General features: G+C 70.5%; 20 protein-coding genes. 11 read left to right on the forward strand and 9 right to left on the reverse strand.

Translation table 11 applies throughout. The features are described 5' to 3' along the window. Window positions 1–117: 117 nt before the first annotated feature. A complete protein-coding gene (locus tag ACYVGI_RS13270; RefSeq protein ID WP_460633085.1) occupies window positions 118–486 on the reverse strand; it encodes an META domain-containing protein in 369 nt (122 codons plus the stop codon). A 99-nt stretch (window positions 487–585) separates the two neighbouring features. Here ACYVGI_RS13270 and ACYVGI_RS13275 point away from each other — a divergent pair, with 99 nt between their 5' ends. Further along, complete coding sequence (locus ACYVGI_RS13275) at window positions 586–1,122, forward strand: pyridoxamine 5'-phosphate oxidase family protein (RefSeq protein WP_460633086.1); 537 nt, start codon at window positions 586–588, stop codon at window positions 1,120–1,122. On the opposite strand, the gene ACYVGI_RS13280 is transcribed toward ACYVGI_RS13275, so the two are convergent. Further along, a complete protein-coding gene (locus tag ACYVGI_RS13280; RefSeq protein ID WP_460633087.1) occupies window positions 1,119–2,027 on the reverse strand; it encodes a Gfo/Idh/MocA family protein in 909 nt (302 codons plus the stop codon). The genes ACYVGI_RS13275 and ACYVGI_RS13280 overlap by 4 nt on opposite strands. After that, window positions 2,024–3,205 (reverse strand): ROK family protein, encoded by a 1,182-nt coding sequence (locus tag ACYVGI_RS13285; protein WP_460633088.1) that lies wholly within the window; start codon window positions 3,203–3,205, stop codon window positions 2,024–2,026. Before ACYVGI_RS13285 ends, ACYVGI_RS13280 begins: the two co-directional genes overlap by 4 nt. Window positions 3,206–3,409: 204 nt before the next feature. On the opposite strand from ACYVGI_RS13285, the gene ACYVGI_RS13290 reads away from it, so the two are divergent. From ACYVGI_RS13290 to ACYVGI_RS13320, 7 genes are all read left to right on the forward strand, one after another. Beyond that, a complete protein-coding gene (locus ACYVGI_RS13290) occupies window positions 3,410–4,138 on the forward strand; it encodes an amino acid ABC transporter ATP-binding protein (RefSeq protein WP_460633405.1) in 729 nt (242 codons plus the stop codon). 71 nt (window positions 4,139–4,209) lie between these two features. Then, window positions 4,210–5,154 carry a glutamate ABC transporter substrate-binding protein gene (locus tag ACYVGI_RS13295; protein ID WP_460633089.1) on the forward strand — a complete coding sequence of 315 codons (945 nt, stop codon included), beginning with the start codon at window positions 4,210–4,212 and terminating at the stop codon, window positions 5,152–5,154. A gap of 159 nt (window positions 5,155–5,313) precedes the next feature. After that, on the forward strand, window positions 5,314–5,958 hold the full coding sequence (locus tag ACYVGI_RS13300) for an amino acid ABC transporter permease (protein ID WP_460633090.1): 645 nt from the start codon (window positions 5,314–5,316) through the stop codon (window positions 5,956–5,958). After that, entirely contained in the window at window positions 5,955–6,893 is a 939-nt protein-coding gene (locus ACYVGI_RS13305; RefSeq protein ID WP_460633091.1) for an amino acid ABC transporter permease, read from the forward strand. Before ACYVGI_RS13300 ends, ACYVGI_RS13305 begins: the two co-directional genes overlap by 4 nt. Continuing rightward, complete coding sequence (locus ACYVGI_RS13310) at window positions 6,886–7,896, forward strand: asparaginase (protein ID WP_460633092.1); 1,011 nt, start codon at window positions 6,886–6,888, stop codon at window positions 7,894–7,896. The genes ACYVGI_RS13305 and ACYVGI_RS13310 overlap by 8 nt, the downstream gene beginning before the upstream one ends. Continuing rightward, entirely contained in the window at window positions 7,893–8,645 is a 753-nt protein-coding gene (locus ACYVGI_RS13315; protein ID WP_460633093.1) for a copper homeostasis protein CutC, read from the forward strand. The genes ACYVGI_RS13310 and ACYVGI_RS13315 overlap by 4 nt, the downstream gene beginning before the upstream one ends. After that, a complete protein-coding gene (locus ACYVGI_RS13320; RefSeq protein WP_460633094.1) occupies window positions 8,642–9,637 on the forward strand; it encodes an ROK family protein in 996 nt (331 codons plus the stop codon). The genes ACYVGI_RS13315 and ACYVGI_RS13320 overlap by 4 nt, the downstream gene beginning before the upstream one ends. Window positions 9,638–9,661: 24 nt before the next feature. Here the strand turns inward: ACYVGI_RS13320 and ACYVGI_RS13325 are convergent, their stop codons facing one another. The 3 genes from ACYVGI_RS13325 to ACYVGI_RS13335 all read right to left on the reverse strand — a co-directional run bounded on the left by ACYVGI_RS13325 (window position 9,662) and on the right by ACYVGI_RS13335 (window position 13,604). Then, on the reverse strand, window positions 9,662–11,218 hold the full coding sequence (locus ACYVGI_RS13325; RefSeq protein WP_460633095.1) for an LPXTG cell wall anchor domain-containing protein: 1,557 nt from the start codon (window positions 11,216–11,218) through the stop codon (window positions 9,662–9,664). A gap of 84 nt (window positions 11,219–11,302) precedes the next feature. Further along, window positions 11,303–12,337 carry a hypothetical protein gene (locus ACYVGI_RS13330; RefSeq protein WP_460633096.1) on the reverse strand — a complete coding sequence of 345 codons (1,035 nt, stop codon included), beginning with the start codon at window positions 12,335–12,337 and terminating at the stop codon, window positions 11,303–11,305. Between the two features lie 40 nt (window positions 12,338–12,377). After that, window positions 12,378–13,604, reverse strand: a complete 1,227-nt coding sequence (locus ACYVGI_RS13335) for an MFS transporter (protein WP_460633097.1) — start codon at window positions 13,602–13,604, stop codon at window positions 12,378–12,380. A gap of 151 nt (window positions 13,605–13,755) precedes the next feature. Between ACYVGI_RS13335 and ACYVGI_RS13340 the strand changes: the two genes are divergently transcribed. Together ACYVGI_RS13340 and panD are read left to right on the forward strand one after the other, a co-directional pair. Next, window positions 13,756–14,205: a MarR family winged helix-turn-helix transcriptional regulator gene (locus ACYVGI_RS13340; RefSeq protein ID WP_460633406.1), complete on the forward strand. Its 450-nt coding sequence runs from the start codon at window positions 13,756–13,758 to the stop codon at window positions 14,203–14,205. A gap of 89 nt (window positions 14,206–14,294) precedes the next feature. Further along, window positions 14,295–14,708, forward strand: coding sequence for an aspartate 1-decarboxylase (gene panD / locus ACYVGI_RS13345; protein ID WP_460633098.1), 414 nt, complete (start codon window positions 14,295–14,297; stop codon window positions 14,706–14,708). A gap of 31 nt (window positions 14,709–14,739) precedes the next feature. On the opposite strand, the gene ACYVGI_RS13350 is transcribed toward panD, so the two are convergent. Continuing rightward, window positions 14,740–15,237, reverse strand: coding sequence for a hypothetical protein (locus ACYVGI_RS13350; protein WP_460633099.1), 498 nt, complete (start codon window positions 15,235–15,237; stop codon window positions 14,740–14,742). Between the two features lie 142 nt (window positions 15,238–15,379). Between ACYVGI_RS13350 and ACYVGI_RS13355 the strand changes: the two genes are divergently transcribed. Further along, window positions 15,380–15,742: a nuclear transport factor 2 family protein gene (locus ACYVGI_RS13355; RefSeq protein WP_460633100.1), complete on the forward strand. Its 363-nt coding sequence runs from the start codon at window positions 15,380–15,382 to the stop codon at window positions 15,740–15,742. A 233-nt stretch (window positions 15,743–15,975) separates the two neighbouring features. On the opposite strand, the gene crcB is transcribed toward ACYVGI_RS13355, so the two are convergent. Next, a complete protein-coding gene (gene crcB, locus ACYVGI_RS13360; RefSeq protein ID WP_460633101.1) occupies window positions 15,976–16,350 on the reverse strand; it encodes a fluoride efflux transporter CrcB in 375 nt (124 codons plus the stop codon). After that, complete coding sequence (locus ACYVGI_RS13365) at window positions 16,347–16,772, reverse strand: fluoride efflux transporter FluC (RefSeq protein ID WP_460633102.1); 426 nt, start codon at window positions 16,770–16,772, stop codon at window positions 16,347–16,349. Before ACYVGI_RS13365 ends, crcB begins: the two co-directional genes overlap by 4 nt. Between the last annotated feature and the right edge of the window lie 7 nt (window positions 16,773–16,779).

Consider the following 16,779-nt stretch of genomic DNA (forward strand, 5'->3'; position numbering starts at 1 on the left):
TACCTTCTGCACGAGTCGTGCGCGTCCGGCGGCCGGCACGAGTCGTGCAAAACGTGCGGTAAGGGCGCGCGGCACCGCGCCTTTCGCACGAGTCGTGCGGGCTGGGCGGGCTGCGCGTCAGCGCTTGTCGAGCGTGCCCAGCTTGGTGCCGCCGTTCTTGTAGACGGTGAGCGTGTCGCCGTCGACCTTGGCCGTGTGGGCGAGGTTGAGCCACGGGGTGACGCCCTCGCAGGCCATCAGCGTGGAGGCGAACGGGCCGAAGGTGAACGTGTCTCCCGAGATCGTGCCCTTGCCGCTCATGTCGTTGCAGCCGTCGTTCCCGTGGAACGTGCCGTCGGACTCGATGGTGAGCGACGGCTTCCCCGCGGTGTCCTCACCCCAGGAACCGGTGAACGAGGAGCCGGACGACGAGCACCCGGCGAGAGCGGTCAGCATCACGACGGCGGCGATGGCGATTGCGGGGCGGACGAGCCTGGCGGTCTTCATGGCTAAAACCTAGCGGCGCCGCGCCCCCAGGGGAATGCTTGCTCAATCTCGTTTCCGCATCCGATTGCATCGCGCCCACGCGAGGGTAGCGTGACGGCAATGACAGACGACACGAACACAGACAGCACGAACACAGACAGCACGGACACAGACAGCACTCGCCACGACGACCTCGCCACCATCTCCGAGCTCATCTCGGCATCGCGCGTGGGGTTGCTCACCACGCAGACCGCATCCGGAGCGCTGCACTCCCGGCCGCTCGCCACGCAGAAGGCCGAGTTCGACGGCGATCTGTGGTTCTTCACGCAGGACCCGAGCCCGAAGGTCGCGGACATCCACGCGCATCCGCAGGTCAACGTGTCCTTCGACACGGGCAAGGGCTACCTCTCGCTGGCGGGAACGGCCGAGCTCGTGCACGACAGGGACAAGGTGGATGAGCTGTGGAGCCCGTCCATGGAGGCGTGGTTCCCGGCGGGCAAGGACGACCCCGCCGTCGCGCTCCTGCACGTCAGCGCGGAGTCGGCGGAGTTCTGGGCGTCGCACGAGCCCGGCATCGTCAAGGTGTTCAAGATCGCGAAGGCAGCGGTCACCCACACGCCGCCGGACATCGGCGAGAACAAGACCGTCGAGCTCTAGAGCACGACCCTCGTGGATGCGCGCAGCGACTCCCGCGCGGCCAGCGCGACCCTGAGCGCATCCACGGCGGCGCTCGTCGGGCAGCGGTCCGGCGAGCGGCCCGCCGAGACGCAGTCGAGGAAATAGCGGGCCTGCGCCACGAAGGGCTCGCCGTCCGCCGGCTGCAGCGCATCCACGCCGTCGGCGCCGACCAGGTCGAGGCTGGTGCTGAACGCGAACCCCTCGGGCAGGTCGGCGACGCTGAGCACCGTGGCCACCCCGCCGTCGCGGTACTCGATCGTGGTGGCAACCGGCGCACCGTAGCCGCCGGGGACGCGCACCGCGGTCACCGCCGTCGGCTCGCCGAGGTGCAGGTTGGCCTGGTCGAAGTCGTGGATGGCGAAGTCGACCACCATGCCGCCCGACTGCTCCTCGTCCGCGAGCCAGTCCGGCCGGTGCGGCGAGGAGGTGAGACGCGTCGCCCGCAGCGCGCGCACCCGCCCGATCCCTCCGGCGGCCACCCGTTCGGCGAGCGCCGCGTATGCGGGGAAGAACCGCACGATGTGCGCCACCATCAGCACGCCGGGTGCGCGGTCGGCGGCCGCGGCGACGGCGCGTGCATCCTCGACGGTCAGCGCGATCGGCTTCTCGAGCAGCACGTTCCTGCCCGACTCCAGCGCACGGATGGCGAGTTCGGCGTGGGTCGGCGTGGGCGTGCAGACCGACACGATGGTCACGGCGGGGTCGGCCAGAGCGTCGTCGAGCGTGGTGACCCAGCGCGCATCGGGAGCGGCGGCCAGCGCTGGGCGGCGACGCGGTGACACCACGGCGTGCACGGGCACGCCGAGCGCGAGCCACGCGCGGGCGTGGGCCTCCGCCATCCGACCGGCGCCGACGATCGCGACACCCTGCGGCGCGCGGCTCACCGCACCACGCGGTTGATCTCCGCGGCGTCGAACAGCTTGTCCAGCACCAGCTTCCCCGCCCCGCGGATGCCCGCCCGATCCTTGGTCACCGACACGGCGATGTCGAGGTTGTCCGTCACCATCGGCAGGCACTCGAAGTAGATCGCAGAGCGCACCCCGGCGACGAACGCCTCCGCCTCGCCGAGGATCCCGCCGAGCACGAGCCGCTGCGGGTTGAAGAAGTTCATGATGGTCGCGAGCACCCCGCCGACCCTGCTGCCGGCCTCCCGCAGCATCTGGGTGGCCAGTGGATGCGCATCCCTCGCCAGCGCCAGCACCTCGCTCGTGTCCGCGACCTCCACCCCCGCGTCGCGCAGAGCCTGGACGATCGCCGCTCCCCCGGCCACGGCATCCAGGCAGCCGGTGCGCCCGCAGGAGCACAGGACAGGCGGGGCGCCGGGCACGCTGACGTGGCTGATGTCCCCCGCCATGCCGTGGTAGCCGTGGTAGAGACCGCCGAGCGCGATCACGCCGCAGCCGATGCTCGATCCCGCCTTCACGAAGACGAGGTGCTGCACGTCGTCGCCGAGGGTGTCGTGCTCGCCGAGCGCCATCAGGTTGGCGTCGTTGTCGGTGGCGGCGGGGAGGCCGCTCAGCTCGGTCATCGCGGCGGCGACGTCGACGCCGTTCCAGCCGGGCATCCTGGATGGGGAGACCATGCGGCCGGTCGTGGAGTCGACGGGGCCAGGCAGGCCGATGCCGTAGCCGCGGAGGCGCTGGCCCGGTTCCGCGTGCTCGGCGACGAGCTCGTCGGCGACCGTCATGATCCAGCTCAGGATGCGCTGCGGCCCCTGGCCGATGTCCATGTTCTCGTTGCGCACCGCCATGAGGCGACCGGAGAGGTCGATGAGGCCGAACGTGGCGTGGTGGGAGCCGAGGTCGACGGAGCAGACGACGCCGCTGCTCGGGTCGACTTCCAGTGTGCGCGGACGGCGGCCGCCCTGCGAGACACCCTCCCCGGCCTCACGGATGTAGCCGGAGGCGATCAGGGCGTCGATGCGCTGGGCGACCGTGGAGGGCGATAGGCCGGTGCTGCGGGCGATCTCGGCGCGGGAGCGCGAGTGCCCCGAGCGGATCAGGTCGAGGATCGCTCCCGCGTTCGAGCCGTGGAGCGGGTGTGCGTCGATGGTGCTGGTCATGGCGCAGCTCGCTCTCCTCTGAACATGTGTGAGTTGAGGATACTGTACCGACTTTCTTCGATTTCGTATTAAGTAATTCCAATATTGCGCAAAACTAGGTTCACTTAGTACGCTTTCCGCAACCCGGACCACCGGCCGCTCGACCAGGCCAGATCAATGACGACGCGAGGAACCCGCATGACCGCAGCATCCGACCAGCAGCTCATGGTGAGCCTGCGCGCCGTCGACAAGCACTTCGGCGAGCTGCACGTTCTCCAGAACATCGACCTGGATGTGCACCCTCAGGAGGTCGTCGTCGTGGTCGGCCCGTCCGGCTCAGGCAAGTCGACGCTCTGCCGCTCGATCAACCGTCTCGAGACCATCGACTCGGGCGAGATCCGCGTCGACGGCGAACTGCTCCCCGTCGAGGGCGCCGGCCTCGCCCGGCTCCGCGCCGACGTCGGCATGGTCTTCCAGTCGTTCAACCTCTTCGCCCACCGCACGATCCTCGACAACGTGACCCTCGCCCCCATCAAGGTGCGCGGCACGAAGAAGGCAGTAGCGGAGAAGGAGGCGATGGTCCTGCTCGAACGCGTCGGCATCGCCGACAAGGCGCACGCCCACCCCGCCCAGCTCTCCGGCGGCCAGCAGCAGCGCGCGGCCATCGCGCGCGCTCTCGCCATGAACCCCAAGGTCATGCTCTTCGACGAGCCGACCAGCGCCCTCGACCCCGAGATGGTCGGTGAGGTGCTGGATGTGATGACCTCGCTCGCCAAGGAGGGCATGACGATGATCGTCGTCACGCACGAGATGGGCTTCGCCCGCCGCGCCGCCGACCGCGTCGTCTTCATGGACCGCGGGCAGATCGTCGAGCAGGCGACGCCCGCCGAATTCTTCGACTCGCCGCGCTCCGAGCGCGCCAAGTCGTTCCTCGCTTCCGTCCTCTCGCACTAGCGAACGGAAGGCTTCGCCCTGCACCACCCCGATCGCATCCCCGATCGCCCCCATTGGAAAGGACGCACCATATGATCCGCAGCATTACCCGCAGGAAGGCAACGGCCGCCGGAATCCTGCTCGCCGCTGTGACGCTCGTCGTCACCGGCTGCTCCGGCACCACCAGCCTCCCCGGCAGCAGCTCGAGCGCCAGCTCGTCCGGCGCCGACTCCCCCTTCACCGACGCCCCTGTCGCGAAGGCCTCCCTCATCATCCCCGGCTCCACCATGGAGAAGATCAAGAAGCGCGGCAAGCTGATCGTCGCCGAAGCGCTCGACGCCCCGCTGCTGTCGCAGCAGGACCCGACGAACCCCGACCAGGTGAGCGGCTTCGACGCCGACCTCGCCAAGCTGCTCGCCACATACATCCTGGGCAAGCCGAACGTGGAGATCGTGCCCCCCGCGTCGGAGACGCGTGAGGCGATGCTGCAGAACGGCACCGTCGACGTGGTCTTCAACACGTACACGATCACCGAGGAGCGCGCGACGCAGATCGACTTCGCCGGCCCGTACTTCGAGTCCGGCTTGGCCGTCGCCGTCAAGAGCGACAACACCTCGATCAAGAGCGTGAAGGACATCGACGGCAAGAACGTCATCGTCGGCGCGAACACGCCCGCGGTCACCGAGGTGCCGAAGGTCGCCCCGAAGGCCAAGGTCACCGCGTTCGCGACCGACCCCGCCGCCGTGCAGGCGCTCATCCAGGGCCGCGGCGACGCATACGTACAGGACTACACCCTCCTCGCCAGCGACGCCGCGAGCGAGAAGCAGATCAAGGTCGTCGGCGAGCCGTTCACCAAGGAGCCGTACGGCATCGGCCTCCAGCACGGCGACTCGGACTTCAAGTCGTTCATCAACGACTGGCTGAAGACCATCCAGAAGGGCGGCCAGTGGGGCAAGGCGTGGAAGACCACGCTCGGCACCGTGACCGACTCCGCCATCCCGACCCCGCCGGAGATCGGCTCCGTCCCCGGTTCCTGACCGGCACCTGACCGGAGCCCCCTGCTCCCCCGGCACGGGGCTCCCTCAGCTCGGGATGCGCGCGGCGCGACCACACATGCCCGCGCGCATCCCGACCAACAGGTCCTTCGCACCACCCCACCATCTCCCCTTCCCGTAGCCACGTGCAGTGAGTGAGCAATGAATCCCCTGATCGACAACCTCGGACCGATCGTCCAGGCGCTCGGCACGACGCTGATGATGGCGCTCATCGCCGGTGTCTGCTCGATCGTGCTCGGCGTTCTCGTGACGGTCGCGCGGGTCAGCCCCATCCCGATCCTGCGCGCTGCGGCGTTCCTCTACGTGCAGTTCTTCATCAACGTCCCGCTGCTCGCGCTGCTGCTGCTGGCCGTGTTCGCACTTCCGGATGCCGGCCTCCTGCTGCCGCTGACGCCCACCGCCATCATCGTGCTCACCGTCTACGAGGCCGCGTACGTCGCAGAGGCCGTGCGCTCCGGCGTCAACACGGTCTCGGTCGGCCAGGTCGAAGCATCCAGAGCCCTCGGCTTCACGCTGGCGCAGTCGCTGCGGCTCGTGGTCATCCCCCAGGCGCTGCGCGCCGTCGTGCAGCCGATCGGCAACGTGATGATCGCGCTCGCGATGAACACGGCCCTCGCCGCAGCCGTCGGCGTCGTCGAGCTCACCGCCGAGGTCAACAAGATCAACCTCATCGCCGCGCAGCCCATCCTGATCTTCTCCGGCGCCGGCCTCATCTACATGGCCATCGCGCTCGCGATCGGCCTCGCGGCCGGTTGGGTCGAACGAAAGGTGGCGATCGTCCGATGACGGATCAGCTCATCCCCGACCGCCCGGCGGCCGGACCCGCCCGTCCCGCTCGCGCCAAGCGCGGGAAGAAGCGCACGTACGCAGCCTCCTTCATCTACGACCAGCCAGGGCCGCGCGGCCGCAGGAACATCCTGATCGGCTCCGTCGTCAGCAGCGTGGTCTTCATCGTCGTCATCGGCATCGGCCTGTGGCAGTTCGCGTCGCACGGCCAGTTCGCTCCGGAGCGCTGGCAGCCGTTCACCGACTGGGCGATCTGGCAGTACCTGCTCGTCGGTCTCCTCGGAACGCTGGAAGCCGCGGCCATCGTGGCCGTGCTCGGCGGCGCGCTCGGCGTGCTCCTCGGTCTCGGCCGGATGAGCCAGCAGCGCTGGCTGCGCTGGATCTGCTCGGCGTACATCGAGATCGCGCGCACCATCCCCGTGCTGCTGATGATCTACCTGATGCTCTTCGGCCTCCCCCAGATCGGCATCAACCTGCCGACCCTGTGGAAGCTCGTCGTGCCGCTGACCATCGCCAACTCGGCCGTCTTCGCCGAGATCGTGCGCGCCGGCGTCGGCAGCCTCCCGCGCGGTCAGCGCGAGGCGGCCCTCAGCCTCGGGATGCGCGGGGCCCAGGCCATGCGCTTCGTGGTGCTCCCGCAGGCCTTCCGCAACGTGGCCCCGTCGCTCATCACCCAGCTCGTCAGCCTGCTGAAGGACACGTCGCTCGGCTACATCGTGGCCTTCACCGAGCTGCTCTACCGTGGTCAGGTGCTCGCCTCGTTCCTGCACCTGCTCATCCCGACCTACATCGCCGTGACGGTCATCTACCTGGTGGTCAACGGCAGCCTCTCCGCCCTGGCGTCTCGTCTGCAACGCGGCTCTCGCCGACGCCCATCGACACAGCCGGCGCTGCCCGGCCTCCCCGCCATCGATACGAAAGCCGCGAATGTCTGAGTCACCCGCCCCCACGGCCGCCCCCGCTGTCGCCACGCTCGCCGAGCTGGCCACGGTCACCCGCTCCGGGCTGATCGAGAGCCGTCACTTCGGCAGCCTCGTCGCCGTCGACCCGTCCGGCGCCACCGTGCTGGAACTCGGCACTCCGGATGCGGTCATCCTGCCCCGCTCGACCGTCAAGCCGCTGCAGGCGCTCGCCTGCCTCACCGCCGGCGCCCCGCTCGAAGGCCAGGAGCTGGCCATCGCCGCTGGCAGCCACACGGGCGAGGACGAGCACGTGCGGGTCGTCCGCGCGATCCTCGAGCGCGCCGGCCTCGACGACTCCGCGCTCGGCTGCCCCGTCGACCGTCCGGAGGACGAGGGCACGTTCGAGCGCCTGGTGCGCGCCGGCGAACCCCGCGCCCGCGTGCGGATGAACTGCTCCGGCAAGCACGCCGCGATGCTGCTTGCCTGCGCCGTGAACGGCTGGTCGACGCACGACTACCTGGAGACCGCGCATCCCCTGCAGCAGCACGTCCGCGCCACGATGGCCGAACTGACCGGCCTCCCCGTGGAGTGGGATGCGATCGACGGCTGCGGCGCTCCTCTCTTCGGCACGACCGTGCGCGGCATCGCGCAGTCGTTCCGTGCGCTCGTGCAGGCCGAGGCAGGCACGCCCGCCGCCCAGGTCGCGGCAGCGATGCGCGAGCACCCGTTCTACGTCGGCGGCTCCGGCCACCAGAACTCGACCCTGATGGAGACCGTGCCTGGCGCGCTCGCCAAGGGCGGCGCCGAGGGCGTCATCGGTGTCGCGGCGGCGGACGGCACTGCTGTCTCGATGAAGATCGTCGACGGCAGCCCGCGTGCCACCACTCTGCTCGCCCTGCGCGTGCTCGAAGCTCTCGGCACGGACATCTCCGGCGCGACGGCGCTCACCGCCCTGCCCGTGCTGGGCGGGGGCGTTCCTGTCGGCTCGATCGGCGTCGGCGGCGACCTGGCGGCGGCGCTGGAGCGCGTCGCGTGACCCTGCTCGAAATCTGCCTGGACGACCTCGACGGCGTCCAGGCGGCGGAACGGGGAGGAGCCGACCGCATCGAGCTGTGCGCCGCCCTCAGCGAGGGCGGCATCACGCCGTCGCTCGGCACGGTCGCGGCGGCGCTCCGTCAGGTGACCACGATGGGCATCTCTGTGCTGGTGCGTCAGCGCGGGGGCGACTTCGTCTTCAGCGACGCGGAAGTGGATGCGATGGCCGACGACATCCGCGCGATCCGCGAACTGCCGAACCCCGCCGGTGTTCCCCTCGGCTTCGTGATCGGCGCTCTCCGCCCTGACAACACGATCGACGTCGCAGCCATCTCGCGCCTGCGCGCGGCCTGCGGCCACGCGCCCGTCACGTTCCACAAGGCGTTCGACCAGACCCCCGATCTCCCGGCGGCGCTGGACGACCTCATCGGGCTCGGCATCGACCGGGTGCTCACCTCCGGCGGGGCGACGACGGCCGCCGACGGTTCGGAGAAGCTCGCCGAGCTCGTGGTGCGGTCGCGCGGCCGGGTGACCATCCTCGCCGGAGGCGGCGTCCGCGCCGCGAACGTGGCCGAGCTGGTGCACCGCACCGGCGTGACGGAGGTCCACCTCCGTGCGAGCGAAGCGCAGCCGAGCGCTGCGCGCGCAGCGGGCGCGGAGCCGAACGTGTACGACTCCGGGTACCGCATGGCGACGTCCTCCGCCATCGTGGCCGCCGTGGTGGCGGAGCTTGCGCGGGTGGCGGCATGAGCGCATCCACTGGTGAGACTGCCGCCGGCATCGTCCGCGACCACGCCGTTCTCGCCGTCGACCTCGGCGGCACCGCCATGAAGGGCGCCGTCGTCTCCGCGTCCGGCGACGCCGTCGCCGAGCTGACCAGGCCGACCCCCTCCGCAGACGTCGTGGCGGCCCTGGTGGCGCTGTTCCACGACCTGCGCGACCTGGCCGCCGATGCGGGATGCGACGTGATCGGCGCCGGGGTCGTCACCCCCGGCATCGTGGACGAGGAGCGCGGGATCGTGCTCTACGCATCCAACCTGGACTGGCGGGACGTTCCGCTCCTGGACACCATCCGCGCCGCCCTGGACATGCCCGTCGCTCTCGGCCACGACGTGCGCGCGGCCGGGATCGCAGAGCGGCTCATCGGTGCGGCGCGCGGCTTCGACGACTTCGTTCTCGTCCCGATCGGAACCGGCGTCGCCGCCGCGCTCATCACAGCCGGAGGCACGGTCACCGGCGCGACGGGCGCCGCGGGCGAGTTCGGGCACATCCCGGTCATCCCGGGCGGCGAGGAGTGCACCTGCGGCCAGCGCGGCTGCCTGGAGGTGTACGTCTCCGGCGCCGGCCTGGCACGCCGCTATGCGGCGGCGGGCGGTGGCGACCTCAGCTCGCGCGAGATCGTCGCGCGACTGGGCGCCGATCCGACAGCCGACCGCGTCTGGTCGGAAGCCGTCGACGTGCTCGCTCAGGGCCTCAACATCATGACCCTCCTGCTCGACCCCGGGGTGATCGTCCTCGGCGGCGGGTTCTCCCGCGCAGGCGACACCCTGATGGTGCCTCTCACCGAGCGCATGAGCGACGGCCTGGCCTGGCGTTCGCGCCCCCTCGTGGTGCGCAGCGAACTCGGAGGCGACGCCGGACGAACCGGCGCCGCCATCCTCGCGTTCCGCGCTGCAGGCCGAAGCGACCTGCCCGCATCCTGGGCCGAGAGGTTCGAGAAGCGGCCCGTTCTGGCCGAATAGGCAGCTCCTCGAACCCCGCCGGGCTCAGTGGATGCGGTGGTGGCGGACCGCAGCAGCCTCACGGTTGCGGCGGGCGAACAGCAGCACGACACCGAGCAGCGCCAGCAGCGCCGCGAGAGCGCCGAGACCCGAGATGTCGGAACCGGTGGATGCGAGCATCCCCGCCGCCGCGACGTCGCCGTCCGCGAGGGCGGTGACGGAGCCGGGCTCGGCCGCCGTCGTGGTGCCGCCGGTGCCGCCGGTGCCGCCGCCCGGGGTCGACGGGGTGCCGGGGTTGCCCGGCGTCGTCGGGGTGGTCGGGGTGGTCGGCGTCGTCGGCGTGGTCGGCGTCGTCGGGGTGGTCGGCGTCGTGGGCGTGGTCGGCGTCGTGGTGGCGCCGGTGGTGCCACTGTCGCCGATGACGCTGATGGCGTTGCCGCCGACGGTCACCGGGATGTCCAGCCCGACCGGAAGCTGGATGCCTCCGAGCAGGCCGCCGTCACCACTGGTCGACGGGGACCCCGCCGACCCGGTGCTTCCACCCGTGGTCGCGGCGCCGCTGGACGAACTGTCGCCCACGACGCTCACCGCGTTCCCACCCGCGGTCACCGGCACGCCGGCGCCGACGGGGAGCTGGATGCCCGAGAGCACCCCGTCGTCACCCGTCGTCGTCGGGGCGGACCCGCCAGCGGACGACCCGGCCGCAGGAGCAGCCGTCGTCGAACCCGACGAGGTCGAGTCACCGAGAACACTGATCGCGTTCCCACCGACGGTCACCGGCACAGCAGCATCGATCGGCGCCTGGATGCCCGAGAGCACCCCGTCATCGCCCGTCGTCGTCGGGGCGGACCCGCCAGCGGTCGACCCGGCCGCCGGAGCAGCCGTCGACGAACCAGACGAGGTCGAGTCACCGAGAACACTGATCGCGTTCCCACCCGCCGTCACCGGCACAGCAGCATCGATCGGCGCCTGGATGCCCGACGCAATACCGTCCGCGCCCGTCGTCGTCGCGCCAGAACCCGCGGGTGCTCCTGCCGCAGGACCAGCCGTCTTCGAACCCGACGAGTTCGAGTCGCCGAGCACGCTGATCGCGTTCCCGCCGACGGTCACCGGCACAGCCGCATCCACGGGCACCTGTGTTCCGGAGGCCACGCCGTCCGAACCGGAGGTCGTCGCCCCGGATGCCGCAGGAACAGCAGCCGCAGGAACAGCAGCGGCCGTGGAGTCCGCGGTCGCCGCATCCCCCACCGCGCTGATCGAGTTGCCCGTGACATTCACCGGCACGCTCACGTCCACGAGGGCTTGCGTGCCCGAGAGCACACCGCCCAGCCCGGATGTGTCGACCGTTGCCGACGGCGCGGGTGCGGCAGCAGGGGCAGCGGTGGCCGCAGCCGTCGAGTCCGCGCTGCTCGAGTCGCCGAGCACGCTGATGCCGTTGCCGCTGATGGTCACAGGGAGCGTTACGTCGACGACGGCCTGCGTCCCGGATGCGGTGCCGTCGCTTCCGCTGGTCTCGGCCGCATTCGCGACGCCGACACCCGCCAGTGACAACCCGCCGAGGAAGAGGGTGAACCACAGCCCCCTCGACACGTACTTGTTCATGATCTTGCCTTTCGATTGAGTGTTTGTGCTCCCACACGGGAGACTTCGGTCGCGTTCTGCCGCAGAAGAGCAGAGGCGACCCACTCAGTCGGGGCTTGTGTCGTGATCGAGGACCGGCGACGACGGAATGCGGTCGTCGCCGAACGCACCGAGCGGGCCGCCCTCAGCGGCCAGGGGTGCAATGAAGCTCTCCGGGATGGCCACACCGGATGCGGCCCCACCGTTTCCCGTCCCGCCTGCCCCACTGCCCGTGGTCGGCGCAGGGGGTGCGGCAGGCGCGGGTCCGCCCGGCTCGCCGGGGGTCGCTGGAATGCCGTCCGGCAGCGCCACAGAGCGTGCGCCGGCGCTCGCGACGGCCAACGGATGCGCGCCCCCGCGTCCTGCACGATCCGTCAGGAAGCTCGACGCGCCCGTGCCGATGCCGACGGCCTGCGCGACGGGAGCGGTCACGGCGGGCTGACCGCCCGCATCCGCCCCTGGAGCACCAGGACCGTCGGCACCCGGCGCACCAGGGGCACCCGGCGCACCGGGGATGACAGGAGGAATGATCGGCGGGATCGAGACGATCGGCGTGCCCGTGACGGGGTCGATCGCTTTCGTCGCGCCGTCGACCACGGACGCGACCGTGTCATCCACCGTGTTCGTGACCGGAGTGACGACCGTGGCGACGGGGTCGTCGCCGAGCAGGTCGTTGGTCAGCGGGATCGCGTTCACGACCGTGTCGACAACGGTCACGACCGGTGTCACTGTGCTGGTGACCGGAGCCTGGTCGGCGATGCTGCCGAGCGTGTCCGTGACCGGCATGGTCACCGTGGCGACCACATCCTGCACAGGAGCTGGCACGACAGGCGCGGCCGCCTGGGTCACGCTCGACGCTGCGTCCGTCACGCCGCCCACGACGGAACCGACCGCCGTGTCGACGTCGGAGACAACGCCGCCGACCGCTCCGAGCACCGAGTGCACGGGCGGAGCCGGGGCGGGTTCGGCGGCCGACGCCTGCGACGAGCCGAGGAAGAAGCCGAGGATCACGAGCCCCGCGCCGCCGATCAGAGATCCGATCAGCGCGCGTGCAGGGGAGAAGGCGGTGGGCTGTTCAGCCGCTTGTACCAACCCGATCACCCCCTGACCGTTCGAGACAATCGCGACTGTACTCCCTCGTCTACCCGGCGGGAACCGTCTCCTCCGAGATTTTTGCGAGGCCGTGCTCCGACCGAGCGAGACCGCGTCGTGCCGTCGCTGCGGCGATCACCATCACGATCACGGCGCCCAGCGTGATGAGCGCGCCCGCCCACAGCGGCGACGTGTACCCGAGCCCCGCGGTGATCGTCACCCCGCCGATCCACGCGCCGAGCGCGTTGCCGACGTTGAAGGCTGCGATGTTCGCGCCGGAGGCGAGGGTGGGCGCATCCGGCGCGTAGTTCATCACGCGCATCTGCAGCCCCGGCACGGTCGCGAATCCGAACGCGCCCATCAGCACCAGGGCGATCACGGCGCCGACCGGGTTGCCGGCGACCAGCGCGAACACCGCGAGGATCACGGTGAGCCCTGCGAGCACGACGATCAGCGTGCGGTCGAGCGCACGGTCGGCGAAGCGACCGCCGAGCGCGTTGCCCGCGAACAGTCCGACGCCGAACAGGATGAGCAGCCACGGCACGGCACTGGATGCGAACCCGCTGACCTCCGTGAGGGTGAATGCCATGTATGTGAAGGCGCCGAACATCCCGCCGAACCCGAGGACGGTGACCACGATGGACAGCCAGACCTGGCCGGAACGGAACGCGCGCAGCTCGTGGCGGAGGCCGCCAGGGGCCGCGGCAGGGTCGGCCGGATCGGCTGCGCCCGTGCCCTTCGGCACCAGCGTCGCCACGCCGACCGTTGCAATGACGCCGATGATCGCGATGGCCCAGAACGTGGACCGCCAGCCCAGCGCCTGGCCGAGCAGCGTGCCGAACGGGACGCCCAGGACGTTCGCCGCGGTGAGCCCGGTGAACATGATCGCGATGGCGCGCGCCTTCTTGTCCGGCGCGACCATCCCGGCCGCGACCACGGACCCGATGCCGAAGAACGCGCCGTGCGCGAGGGCGGCGAGCACGCGGCCGGACAGCATCAGCGCGTAGGTCGGCGCGATGGCGGACACCGTGTTCCCGACGATGAACAGCACCATCAGCCCGAGCAGCGCCGCCTTGCGCGGGAGCCGGTTGATGGCGGCGGTGAGGAAGAGCGCGCCGACCACCACGCCGAGCGCGTAGCCGGAGATGAGCCAGCCGGCCGCCGCTTCGTTCACGTGGAAGTCGGCCGCCACCTCGGGCAGGAGGCCGGCGATGACGAACTCGGTGAGGCCGATGCCGAAGCCGCCGAGGGCGAGGGCGATGAGGCCGACAGGCATGAGAACTCCTTGATGCTGATATTCTGATAGTTGCAGGCGCGTCATAAATAGTTGCACATGCAACTACTTTCCGCAACCCGTGGATGCACGCGCCAGCATCCGGACGGCCGCCGACAGACGACCGACGACCGACGACCGACAGGAGGCCACGATGGGAATCACCGACGACGCCGTCGAGGTGCGCGCCCAGGGCTGGCGGACACTCGCCGCGCTGCACAACTTCATCGAGAGCGAGCTCGAACGCGCACTCACCAGAGAGGTGCAGCTCTCCGTGGTCGAATACACGGTGCTCGACGCCCTCAGCCGCCAGGACGGCTGGCACATGCGGATGCAGCAGCTCGCCCGCGCGAGCGCTCTCAGCCCTTCCGCGACCACCCGCCTGGTCAACCGGCTGGAGGAGCGCGGCCTCCTCACCCGCGTGCTCTGCGACGACGACCGCCGCGGCATCTACACCGAGCTCACGGCCGCAGGGCACCACCTGCTCGACGCGGCCCGCCCCATCCACGACGACGCCCTCGAACGCGCCCTGGCCGAGGCCCACGACGTGCCGGAGCTCGCCTCGCTGATCTCCGCGCTCCCCCAGCTCGCGCTGGTGCACTGAGCCGGCCACGCCGAGACCGCTTCTGCTTCCCTGAGTCTGCTTCCCTGAGTCTGCTTCCCTGAGTCCGCTTCCCTGAGAGGGCGCCCCCGATGCTCCGCACCATGTTCAAGTCCAAGATCCACCGCGCGACCATCACGCACTCCGACCTCCACTACGTCGGCTCGCTCACCGTCGACCTCGACCTGCTCGACGCGGCCGACCTGCTCCCCGGCGAGCAGGTGAGCGTCGTCGACATCGCCAACGGCAACCGCTTCGAGACCTACCTGATCGCGGGCGAGCGCGGCAGCGGCGTGATCGGCGTCAACGGGGCTGCTGCCCACCTGGCCGAGGTCGGCCACCTCGTCATCGTCATCTCATACGCCCAGCTCACGGATGCTGAGGCCCGCGCGTTCGAGCCGACGGTCGTGCACGTGGATGCGCAGAACCACATCGTCGCCGTGAACTCCGACCCGGCGAGCGCACTCGCGCCCGGCGTCGAGACCCCGCCGTTCGCTGTGCGCTAGTCGCACCGCAACTCAGCTCGGCGCCCGCAGCTCAGCGCAGAATCTCCACCAGCGCGATCCAACTGAACAGTGCCGCCCCGATCAGCGCCACGATCGTCCCGAGCGCCACGAAGTACAGCGCGGCCGGGTTCGACAGCACCCCGAGCACCCCGCCCACGGCGAAGATCGCGAGCGGGGCCACGAACGACACGATGTGCTGCACATCCCACCGGTGGAACTCGGCCCTCTCCGGGTCGCGCAGGATCGCCCGCGCCGCCAGCACCGCGATCACCACCCCGATCGCCGTGCCGACGAGCGTCACGATCCCGTACGCCCACAGCGCCTGACCCGGAATGAGGGCCGCGCACGCCAGCACGATGCCGAGGATGAGCGCCGCGATGGCGGCTCCGGCCCGCGCCGCGAGTCCCCTCGACTCGGCGATCTGCTTGATGTTCACCGACAGCGCCACGATCAGCAGCCCGCCGAGGGCAGCCCCTGCCCCCGCGATGGCGACGTTGAACTCCGCCCACGGCTCGAGCTGCGCATCCATGCCCACATGGTAGCGACGGGATGCGGTTCCCCGGCAGACCCGCGCGCCAGGTGTTCGCGCGCCGTGCTCTTCGTTCCCGCGTTTCCGGCGCATTTGGCGGCTTTCATGGCGCGTCGGCCGCACGTTGGCGTATAAAGAGGCCATGAGCGAACCGATCGAGAAGTGGGTGGCACTCTATCGGCGGGCGTGGGAGTCCAACGATCCGGACGACATCCGGGCGTTGTTCACCGAGGACGCCAGCTACCGCACCGAACCGTTCGCCGAACCGTGGGACGGCCACCTCGAGATCGTCGAGGGCTGGCTGGATGCCCAGGACGACCCCGGCGCAGCCACCTTCGAGTGGCGCATCGCCGGCCAGGACCAGCTCACCTACTTCGTCGAGGGCGTCACCGACTACCGCGACGGCCCCATCTACAGCAACCTCTGGGTGGTGAAGCTCGTTCCAGACGGCCGCGCCGAGGAGTTCACCGAGTGGTGGATGGAGCAGGAGTCCGGCCAAGACTGACCTGCCCCGGTTCCGCAGGAGAACCCACCCGACACGCCGCACAAACCTCCGTAACGCAGGAGATCCCGCCCACCAAACCCGCAACCTCCTGCCCACACGCGCCCCGCACGCGCCCGCGCGCCCGCGTGCCCGCCCCCATTCGGCAGGAGATGACGGCGTGTGGGAGCGGAATCTCCGTCGGGACGGAGGGACACGCCGGGCGGGGCCACAAGACTCCTGCCGAACGAGGCGAGCTACAGAGAGCCGAGCCAGAGGCCGAGGCCGGCGGCGGCGAGCGCGAGCAGCATCATGCCGAACGCGTTGAACGCGGCCGCGCGGTAGCGGCGCTGCTGCGCGAGGCGCACGGTCTCATAGCTGGCCGTGCTGAAAGTCGTGTATCCGCCGAGGAAGCCTGTGCCGATCACCGCACGCCACTCCGGCGGCAGACCGTTGGCGATTGCGAGCCCGGTGACCAGGCCGAGGAGGAACGATCCCGTCACATTGATCACGGTCGTGCCGAGCGGGAACGAGACAACGATGCGGCTGCGCAGCACACCGTCGAGCACCAGGCGCGCGACGGCGCCGAGTCCGCCTGCGACGGCCACCCCGAGCACCAGCAGCGGCGTCACGTGGCGCGCCCCAGCCGTGCGGCGAGCGCGATCCCGGCGAGCGTGGCAGCAGCGCCGACGACGATTGTCGCGACGGCGTACAGGATGCTGCCGCCGAGGTTCTGCGCCGCGATCAGCCCGTCCGCATCCACCGCGAACGCGCTGTAGGTGGTGAACCCGCCCAGGATGCCCGTGCCGGCGAACAGGCGCACGTTGCGGCGCATCCCGTGGTCCGGCCCCCGCAGCGCAAGCGTCTCGAGCAGCCAGCCGAGCACGAATGCGCCGACCACGTTGATGGCGAACGTCGCCACCGGCAGTCCGGCGAGCGGGGGCACCGCCGCCGAGATCAGGGAGCGGACGGTCGTGCCGAGAGCGCCGCCGACGAACACGAGTCCGATGTAGCGCCAGTGCAGATGCACGGGGACGGGCCTGGTCGTCGACACAGCGGTA

Source organism: Leifsonia lichenia, assembly GCF_054780215.1.

Excerpts from the sequence above, each read along its gene's own strand:
- ACYVGI_RS13270 (WP_460633085.1), bottom strand. The coding sequence starts at position 486 with ATGAAGACCGCCAGGCTCGTCCGCCCCGCAATCGCCATCGCCGCCGTC.
- ACYVGI_RS13275 (WP_460633086.1), top strand. The coding sequence starts at position 586 with ATGACAGACGACACGAACACAGACAGCACGAACACAGACAGCACGGAC.
- ACYVGI_RS13285 (WP_460633088.1), bottom strand. The coding sequence starts at position 3,205 with ATGACCAGCACCATCGACGCACACCCGCTCCACGGCTCGAACGCGGGA.
- ACYVGI_RS13290 (WP_460633405.1), top strand. The coding sequence starts at position 3,410 with ATGGTGAGCCTGCGCGCCGTCGACAAGCACTTCGGCGAGCTGCACGTT.
- ACYVGI_RS13295 (WP_460633089.1), top strand. The coding sequence starts at position 4,210 with ATGATCCGCAGCATTACCCGCAGGAAGGCAACGGCCGCCGGAATCCTG.
- ACYVGI_RS13300 (WP_460633090.1), top strand. The coding sequence starts at position 5,314 with ATGAATCCCCTGATCGACAACCTCGGACCGATCGTCCAGGCGCTCGGC.
- ACYVGI_RS13305 (WP_460633091.1), top strand. The coding sequence starts at position 5,955 with ATGACGGATCAGCTCATCCCCGACCGCCCGGCGGCCGGACCCGCCCGT.
- ACYVGI_RS13310 (WP_460633092.1), top strand. The coding sequence starts at position 6,886 with ATGTCTGAGTCACCCGCCCCCACGGCCGCCCCCGCTGTCGCCACGCTC.
- ACYVGI_RS13320 (WP_460633094.1), top strand. The coding sequence starts at position 8,642 with ATGAGCGCATCCACTGGTGAGACTGCCGCCGGCATCGTCCGCGACCAC.
- ACYVGI_RS13325 (WP_460633095.1), bottom strand. The coding sequence starts at position 11,218 with ATGAACAAGTACGTGTCGAGGGGGCTGTGGTTCACCCTCTTCCTCGGC.
- ACYVGI_RS13335 (WP_460633097.1), bottom strand. The coding sequence starts at position 13,604 with ATGCCTGTCGGCCTCATCGCCCTCGCCCTCGGCGGCTTCGGCATCGGC.
- ACYVGI_RS13340 (WP_460633406.1), top strand. The coding sequence starts at position 13,756 with ATGGGAATCACCGACGACGCCGTCGAGGTGCGCGCCCAGGGCTGGCGG.
- panD (WP_460633098.1), top strand. The coding sequence starts at position 14,295 with ATGCTCCGCACCATGTTCAAGTCCAAGATCCACCGCGCGACCATCACG.
- ACYVGI_RS13350 (WP_460633099.1), bottom strand. The coding sequence starts at position 15,237 with ATGGATGCGCAGCTCGAGCCGTGGGCGGAGTTCAACGTCGCCATCGCG.
- ACYVGI_RS13355 (WP_460633100.1), top strand. The coding sequence starts at position 15,380 with ATGAGCGAACCGATCGAGAAGTGGGTGGCACTCTATCGGCGGGCGTGG.